Origin of the sequence: Brevundimonas sp., assembly GCF_035626535.1 — a bacterium.
GTDB lineage: Bacteria > Pseudomonadota > Alphaproteobacteria > Caulobacterales > Caulobacteraceae > Brevundimonas.
Genome location: NZ_DASPNO010000020.1, coordinates 26,754 through 34,067, shown reverse-complemented (window position 1 = coordinate 34,067; position 7,314 = coordinate 26,754). Strand labels below are relative to the sequence as shown.

General features: G+C 67.0%; 7 protein-coding genes and 1 pseudogene. 5 read left to right on the top strand and 3 right to left on the bottom strand.

The genetic code is table 11. The features are described 5' to 3' along the window. The 3 genes and pseudogenes from VEC04_RS02845 to VEC04_RS02835 all read left to right on the top strand — a co-directional run. Window positions 1-371, top strand: a pseudogene (locus VEC04_RS02845) (hypothetical protein); the annotation flags it as partial. 29 nt (window positions 372-400) lie between these two features. Then, entirely contained in the window at window positions 401-1,327 is a 927-nt protein-coding gene (locus VEC04_RS02840; RefSeq protein ID WP_324773653.1) for a hypothetical protein, read from the top strand. Window positions 1,328-1,393: 66 nt separating this feature from the next. Continuing rightward, window positions 1,394-2,338: a CPBP family intramembrane glutamic endopeptidase gene (locus tag VEC04_RS02835; RefSeq protein WP_324773651.1), complete on the top strand. Its 945-nt coding sequence runs from the start codon at window positions 1,394-1,396 to the stop codon at window positions 2,336-2,338. Here VEC04_RS02835 and uvrA read toward each other — a convergent pair. After that, a complete protein-coding gene (gene uvrA / locus VEC04_RS02830) occupies window positions 2,335-5,238 on the bottom strand; it encodes an excinuclease ABC subunit UvrA (protein ID WP_324773649.1) in 2,904 nt (967 codons plus the stop codon). The genes VEC04_RS02835 and uvrA overlap by 4 nt on opposite strands. Before the next feature lie 317 nt (window positions 5,239-5,555). On the opposite strand from uvrA, the gene VEC04_RS02825 reads away from it, so the two are divergent. After that, entirely contained in the window at window positions 5,556-5,783 is a 228-nt protein-coding gene (locus VEC04_RS02825) for a hypothetical protein (protein ID WP_324773647.1), read from the top strand. Further along, window positions 5,780-6,115 (top strand): helix-turn-helix transcriptional regulator, encoded by a 336-nt coding sequence (locus VEC04_RS02820; protein ID WP_324773645.1) that lies wholly within the window; start codon window positions 5,780-5,782, stop codon window positions 6,113-6,115. The genes VEC04_RS02825 and VEC04_RS02820 overlap by 4 nt, the downstream gene beginning before the upstream one ends. Before the next feature lie 6 nt (window positions 6,116-6,121). On the opposite strand, the gene VEC04_RS02815 is transcribed toward VEC04_RS02820, so the two are convergent. Both VEC04_RS02815 and VEC04_RS02810 read right to left on the bottom strand, forming a co-directional pair. Further along, window positions 6,122-6,550 carry a hypothetical protein gene (locus tag VEC04_RS02815; protein ID WP_324773643.1) on the bottom strand — a complete coding sequence of 143 codons (429 nt, stop codon included), beginning with the start codon at window positions 6,548-6,550 and terminating at the stop codon, window positions 6,122-6,124. A 55-nt stretch (window positions 6,551-6,605) separates the two neighbouring features. Next, a complete protein-coding gene (locus VEC04_RS02810; protein ID WP_324773641.1) occupies window positions 6,606-7,094 on the bottom strand; it encodes a group III truncated hemoglobin in 489 nt (162 codons plus the stop codon). Between the last annotated feature and the right edge of the window lie 220 nt (window positions 7,095-7,314).

The following is a 7,314-nucleotide window of genomic DNA, read 5'->3' as shown; positions in this document are numbered from 1 at the left end:
TTGTCGAAGGCTGGAAGCTGGGCAAGGGCCAGACCTGGCGGTTACTCGGCCTGCTGATCGTGCAGTTCCTGATCGCGATGGCGATCGGCATGGCGCTGGTGCTGCTGATCGTCATCGTCGCGATGATGGTGGGCGGCGGCGTCGCGGCGGCCGATCCGGACGCCGTGCTGGCGTGGCTGCAGGGATTGCCCGAGCAACCCGCGCTGTTGGCCGGCCTCGCGGTCGTGTTGCTGCTGCCGCTGGCCTGGGTCCAGGGCTTCTCCCAGCTGCTGGTGACCGCGCCTTTCGCCAGGGCCGTGATGGACCTTGCGGCCGAGCCGGAAACCGCGCCGGCGGCGAATTCCGCTGACACAGCTCCAATGGCCGACTAGATTCCGGCCGATCGGTTCAGGAGGGGACGATGACATTTTCAGCCAGCGACGCGGCGTTCGAGGGCTTCCGCCTCGTCAGACGAAAGCCGATGGCGCTGGTCGCCTGGACGCTGCTGTACGCTGTGCTGAGCCTTGCGGGTCTGTTCGCGATGTCCAGCGCCATAGACCCGCTGGTCGCCTGGGCCGAGCGTATGGAGGGGCTCGAGTCGACCTCGCCGGCGACGCCCGAAGAGGTGCTGGCGGCGTTCCAGGGCCTGGGCGAAGTGATGCTGAGCGTCGCCTGGCTGATCCCGGTCTCGCTCATCGTGGGCGCCATGCTAATGGCGGCGGTCGCCCGGGCCGTGCTGAATCCGCGTGCGGGCGGCTTCGGCTATCTGCGCCTCGGCATGGACGAGCTCAGGGTGTTCGTCGTCACGCTGGTGCTGACCATTCTGATGACCTTCGTCTGCTTCGCGGTCTTCATGCTGATCGGCGTGCTGGCCGGCATCGCCGGCGCCTCGGGCGCGAACTGGATGTGGCTCTTCGTGATCCTCGGCGGTCTGGTCGGCGTCGCCGCGATCATCTGGCTGGCCGTGCGGCTCAGCCTGGCCGTTCCGATCACAGTGGCGGAAAACCGTTTCGCCTTCTTCGACTCGTTCGGGGTCACCGCCGGCCGGTTCTGGCCCCTGTTCGGCATGGCCGTCATCACCATCGTCATGGTGATCGTGGTCCAGTTGCTTCTGGGGATCGTGACGATGCCGCTGGCCCTGATGACCGGTCAGGAAATGTGGTCGTTCGGCGGGCATCAGGATCCCGAGGCGCTCAGGAGGGCGCTCGATATCACCAATCCCTGGATTATCGCCTCCGCCCTCGCCGAGGCAGTGGTCTACGCCCTTACGGTCGGCGTGATGTACGCGCCGTTCGCCGCGGCTTATCGCGACATCAAGGGGCTGGGCGCGGAGACGCCGACCGCCTGAGGCGGTCGGGCCTCCCGACCCTCTCGTAATCGTCGGCCATAGTCGGCCACAGCTTCCGGGGGCTCCATGACGGGCATCGAACTCTACGCGCCGCGCCGGCCTCGCCACCGCCGCACCTGGACGGCCGCGGCGCTCGTTCTCGCGGTGGCCTTCATCATCGTCGGCCAGATCGCCGGGGCCGTGCCCGGCATCATGCTGGGCTTGCTGACGCCGGAAGGGGAGGTGGTCGGCTGGCAGGGGACCGCGTTCACGCTGTTCTCGTTCGCCTTCACGGCCGGCATCGTCATTCTCTGGGTCACCCTGTTCGAACGGCGGGGCCTGGCGGAGATCGGCTTCAACGGCTCGGGGCTGAAGCGATTCCTGCGCGGCTACGTCGTCGGACTGGCGTTCCTCGTCGCGGTGGTCGGGATCATCTGGGCGCTGGGCGGATACCGGGTCGACGCCGGCGGGGCCTTCGCGGCGGCCAGCGTCGGGGCGGCGCTGGTTCCCATCGGCGTCCTGTTGCTCGGCTTCGTGGTCCAGGGCTCCACCGAGGAAATCCTCACCCGCGGCTGGCTGATGCAGGTGATCGCGTCCCGCCACGGCCTGGCCTGGGGCGTCGGCCTGAGCTCCGCCCTGTTCGGCCTGCTGCACGCGGCCAATATCGACCCGTCGCCGGAGCTGCTGACCGGTGTGCTGAACGTGGTCCTGTTCGGCGTCTTCATCGGCCTGTACGCCGCGCGCGAGGGTTCGCTGTGGGGCGTCTGCGGCTGGCACGCCGCGTGGAACTGGCTGCTGGGCCTCGGCTTCGGCCTCGAGGTGTCGGGTCAGGTGATCGAGACCACGCCCCTGATCGTCGACCTGGGCACCCGGACCACCGTGCCGTGGTGGGTGACCGGCGCGGCCTTCGGTCCGGAGGGCAGCGTGGTGACCACCGTCGTCCTGCTGATCGGCACGGCGGTGCTGATCTTCAGGGGCCGCAGCCACGACTTCGGTGTCGTGGCCGAACCCGTCCCGGCCGCCGCCGACTAGGCCCGCTTCTTCAGCGCGGCGACCCGCGCCTTGCGGCGCTCCTCGTGCCGGTCCAGCACCTCCTTGAGGTATTTGCCGGTCCAGCTCTTCGGATTGGCGGCGACCTGTTCGGGCGTGCCGACCGCGACGATCTCGCCGCCGCCGTCGCCGCCCTCGGGGCCGAAATCGAGCAGCCAGTCCGCCACCTTGATGACGTCGAGATTATGCTCGATCACCACGATGGTGTTGCCGTTGTCGACCAGCTCCTGCAGCACCTCCAGCAACTTGCGGGTATCCTCGAAATGCAGGCCGGTGGTCGGCTCGTCGAGGATGTAGAGGGTCTTGCCGGTGGCCCGTTTCGACAGCTCCTTGGATAGCTTGACGCGCTGCGCCTCGCCGCCTGACAGGGTCGTCGCCGACTGGCCGACCTTGACGTAGCCCAGACCCACCCGGTTCAGGGTCAGCATCTTGTCGCGGATCGACGGCACGGCCTTGAAGAAGCTGGCGGCCTCTTCGACCGTCATGTCCAGAACATCGGATATGCTCTTGCCCTTGAAGACGATTTCCAGCGTCTCGCGGTTGTAGCGCTTGCCCTTGCAGACGTCGCAGGTGACGTAGACGTCGGGCAGGAAATGCATCTCGATCTTGATCAGGCCGTCGCCCTGGCAGGCCTCGCAGCGGCCGCCCTTGACGTTGAAGCTGAACCGGCCGGGCCCGTAGCCGCGCGCCTTCGATTCCGGCAGGCCGGCGTACCAGTCGCGGATCGGCCCGAAGGCGCCGGTGTAGGTCGCGGGGTTCGAGCGCGGGGTCCGGCCGATCGGGCTCTGGTCGATGTCGATGACCTTGTCGAACAGCTCCAGCCCCTCGATCCGGTCGAACGGGGCCGGGGCGTCCGAGGCGTTGTGCAGCCGGCGTGCGGCGGCCTTGTAGAGGGTTTCGATGGTGAAGGTCGACTTGCCGCCGCCGGACACGCCGGTGACGCAGGTGAACAGGCCGCCGGGGATCTCGCCGGTGACGCTCTTCAGATTGTTGCCGGTTGCGCCGCTGATCTTCAGCATCCGCTTGCGGTCGACGGGGCGGCGGCCTTCAGGCGGCAGTTCGATCTCGCGCTCGCCGGTCAGGTATTTGCCGGTCAGCGAGTTCGGATTGGCCATGACGTCGGCCGGCGTGCCCTGGGCGCAGACCTCGCCGCCGTGGATGCCCGCGGCCGGCCCCATGTCGATGACGTAGTCGGCCGTCAGGATGGCCTCCTCGTCGTGCTCGACCACCAGCACGGAATTGCCGAGGTCGCGCAGGCCGCGCAGGCTCTCCAGCAGGCGGGAGTTGTCGCGCTGGTGCAGGCCGATCGAGGGCTCGTCCAGCACATAGAGCACGCCGGTCAGGCCCGAGCCGATCTGCGACGCCAGACGGATGCGCTGGCTCTCGCCGCCCGACAGCGTCCCCGAGGCCCGTGACAGGTTGAGGTAGTCGAGACCGACGTTGTTCAGGAAGCGCAGCCGGTCGGTGATCTCCTTCAGGATCCGCCGGGCGATCTCCATCTGCTTGTCGGTCAGCTGGCCGTCGAGGGCGGTGAACCATTCGTGGGCGTGTTTGATCGACAGCCAGGACACCTCGGCGATGTCCTGCCCGGCGATCTTGACCGCCAGCGCCTCGGGCTTCAGCCGCTTGCCGCCGCAGGCCTCGCACGGCGTCTCGGACTGGAACCGGCCCAGCTCCTCGCGCACCCAGGCGCTATCGGTCTCGCGCCAGCGCCGCTCGAGGTTCGGCAGCACGCCCTCGAACGCCTTGGTCGTCTCGTAGGTGCGGGCATTGTCGTCATAGGTGAATTTGATCTTCTCGCCGCCCGAACCGTGCAGGATCACCTGGTGCGACGTCTCCGGAAGCTCGCGCCACGGCTTGTCCATCGAGAAGCCGTAGTGGCGGCTCAGCGACTGCAGGGTCTGGGTGTAGAGAGGCGACGGACCCCGCGACCACGGCGCGATGGCTCCCTTGTGCAGGCTCTTGTCGCGGTCCGGCACCACCAGGTCGGCGTCGAAGGCCAGCTTGACCCCCAGACCGTCGCAGACCGGACAGGCGCCGAACGGATTGTTGAACGAGAACAGCCGCGGCTCGATCTCGCTGATGGTGAAGCCGGAAACCGGACAGGCGAACTTCTCCGAGAAGGTCAGCCGGCGGGGCTCCTCGCCCTCCGGCGCATTGGCCCATTCCGCCACGGCGATGCCGTCGGCCAGTCCCAGCGCCGTCTGCAGGCTGTCGGCGTAGCGGCCCTCCAGCCCCGGCTTGGTGACGATCCGGTCAACGACGATGTCGATGTCGTGCTTGAACTTCTTGTCGAGCGCAGGCGCGTCCTCGATGGCGTAGAATACGCCGTCGATCTTGAGCCGCTGAAAGCCCGAGCGCTGCCACTCGGCGATCTCCTTGCGGTACTCGCCCTTGCGCCCGCGCACCACCGGGGCCAGCAGCAGCAGGCGCTCGCCCTCGGGGAGGGCGGCCAGCTTGTCGACCATCATCGAGATGGTCTGGCTCTCGATCGGAAGACCGGTCGCCGGCGAATAGGGCACGCCGACGCGCGCCCACAGCAGGCGCATGTAGTCGTGGATCTCGGTCACCGTGCCGACGGTCGAGCGCGGGTTCTTCGAGGTGGTCTTCTGCTCGATCGAGATCGCCGGCGACAGGCCCTCGATCAGGTCGACGTCCGGCTTGCCCATCAGCTCGAGGAACTGGCGGGCGTAGGCGCTCAGGCTCTCGACGTAGCGGCGCTGGCCCTCGGCGTAGATGGTGTCGAACGCCAGCGAGGACTTGCCCGAGCCGGACAGCCCGGTCATCACAACCAGCTTCTCGCGCGGGATGTCGAGGTCGACGCCCTTGAGATTGTGTTCGCGCGCGCCGCGCACGCGGATGAAGTTGTGCTTTTCGGTCATGGAATCCGGGAACGCGGGGGAACCGGAGCAGGCTCCGGCGCGACGTCGCTATATGGGGATCAATTCGCTGGATTCAGCAAGAACAATGTAAGAACAAAACGCCAGCAGAGCTAGTCTGCTGCCAACTCCTGTCAGCAGTCCCATCCTTGACATTATTCCAAACAGGAATATATTTCCGCTGTCCACGGCTGGTGAGCTGCTCCCGCAACCCTGCGGGCCTGGTGGAGGAAAGATGATGAAACACTTTCTGAGCCGGGGCTCCCCATGGACGCGTGGACCGTCGAGATCGATGACGATCTTCTGAGAGAGCTGGACCAATGGTCCGAGGAACGACATTCGAGCTGCTGGCCATCCAGCAAGGACTGGAGCGCCGCGGACCCGAAGGGCTGGGCTTGATCAAGGCGGAGTTGGAGGGCGTGCCGGCGTGGCGCGACCTCGCCACGCCGGTCAGCCTGTTGCTCGCGATCGATACGCCGTCGGGCCTTGGAAGGATGGCGTTGGAAATTCAGCCGAACTTCAGGATCGTGATCGTAAGGCTGGAATGAATGAAGCGCGAAAGGGCGCGGGTGAATTGGTGAGCGACAGGAAATCCACGGTCTGGAAGCCGAAACTGACGGCGAGTCAGCAAGCGCGGGTGGATGCGCTGGAGGTCGAGATCGGCCGTCGGGTGTCCGCGCTTCAGATGCTGCGCAAGGAGATCGGCCTCTCGCAGGCTGAATTGGCTGAAATTCTGCAAACGACCCAATCCAACGTTTCGAAGATGGAAGCCGGTCGTGACACCAAAATTGCGGTTTTGCGCAAGCTGGTTGAGGCAAAGGGCGGACAGCTGAAGATGGTCGCGGAGTTCGACGGCCGTGAGATCGAACTCGCGATCTGATCCCGCCTACCGATCAAGGAAGTCGCCGGCGTTGAAGGAAATGACGCAGCGATGGTCCGCGCCGTCAGCCGCCGAGCAGGAATCCACGCCGAACATGTTGGCCCGGACCTTGGCCGTCGAACGGTGCGTTCGGCCTTCGTGCTTGAAGCCCGAGCCGATCTCCATGCTCCACGGTCCGAGGGCCTCGTAGAAGGCGCGCGCCGGGGCGCCCGTGCAGGTGAACAGGAGCAGTTCGTCGCCGCCGCCGTCCGCGGCCCTGCGGTAGCTTCCGGTTTCCGCCGCCTGCCGGAAGCAGTTGGCGTAGAGCCGGGCATTGGATGGGGCGGGGTTGCCCACGATCGGGGTATAGTCCGGCGGGCCGGCCGCGGGCTCCGGGGCATGGGCGCAGGCCGAGGCGAGCGATGCTACGGCGGCGACGAAGGCGAAGCGGCGCATGGGAAATCCTCCGCGTCGACCGTGCCATGGCGGCGGCGCCATGGCCATGCGTCCGTTAGTCGGACGGCGTCCACGCCTCCGTCGGCCGCAGATAACGCTCTCCCTTGCCCAGCAGCACGCCGGCGGCCCCGGCGATCCCCAGTTCGAGGCTCTCGGCGATGCGGCGGGCGCGTTCGATGAAATGGCCGGCGGCGGCCGGCGGACACAGATCGCGGGCCGTGGCCTCGAACAACTCCAGCCAGCGGTCGAAATGGCGGGCGTCGATTGGCAGGGGCAGGTGCTTCGGCATCGGCCGGCCGTGATAGACGCCGCTCATCAGCGCCACCGACGACCGGAACAGCCGCATCTGCTCGAGGTGCGGTTCCCAGTCGATGATGCGATCGTTGAACACCGGACCGATCAGCGGATCGGCGCGCACGCGGCCGTAGAAGCCGTCGACCAGCCGGGCGATCAAGGCTTCGTCGATGCCGGTCTCGGTCTGGATCTTCGCGACGACGGCGGCGCGGCGGCTCGCGGCGCCGGGAGTTTCGGCGGCGGAATTCATCGCCGCCATCCAGGGCCCGAAGGAGCCGGAATCCAGCGTCCGCGGCGCCGCAGCGGCCGGTCCTCACGGGGTCTGGTAACGGCTTCGTCAGACGGTGCTCCCGCCGAAATTGCTTGCGAAGTCGGGTCTTTGCACCCATCCTATCGCTTCGAGTGAGTTCACTGGAGGCCCGACGAACATGATCAGCGCACTGGGAATTGGTTTCGCCCTTTCCGCTTCG

Bases quoted from the DNA above. Each gene is read 5' to 3' on its own strand.
- VEC04_RS02840 (WP_324773653.1), top strand. From the start codon at position 401: ATGACATTTTCAGCCAGCGACGCGGCGTTCGAGGGCTTCCGCCTCGTC.
- VEC04_RS02835 (WP_324773651.1), top strand. From the start codon at position 1,394: ATGACGGGCATCGAACTCTACGCGCCGCGCCGGCCTCGCCACCGCCGC.
- uvrA (WP_324773649.1), bottom strand. From the start codon at position 5,238: ATGACCGAAAAGCACAACTTCATCCGCGTGCGCGGCGCGCGCGAACAC.
- VEC04_RS02825 (WP_324773647.1), top strand. From the start codon at position 5,556: ATGGTCCGAGGAACGACATTCGAGCTGCTGGCCATCCAGCAAGGACTG.
- VEC04_RS02820 (WP_324773645.1), top strand. From the start codon at position 5,780: ATGAATGAAGCGCGAAAGGGCGCGGGTGAATTGGTGAGCGACAGGAAA.
- VEC04_RS02815 (WP_324773643.1), bottom strand. From the start codon at position 6,550: ATGCGCCGCTTCGCCTTCGTCGCCGCCGTAGCATCGCTCGCCTCGGCC.
- VEC04_RS02810 (WP_324773641.1), bottom strand. From the start codon at position 7,094: ATGAATTCCGCCGCCGAAACTCCCGGCGCCGCGAGCCGCCGCGCCGCC.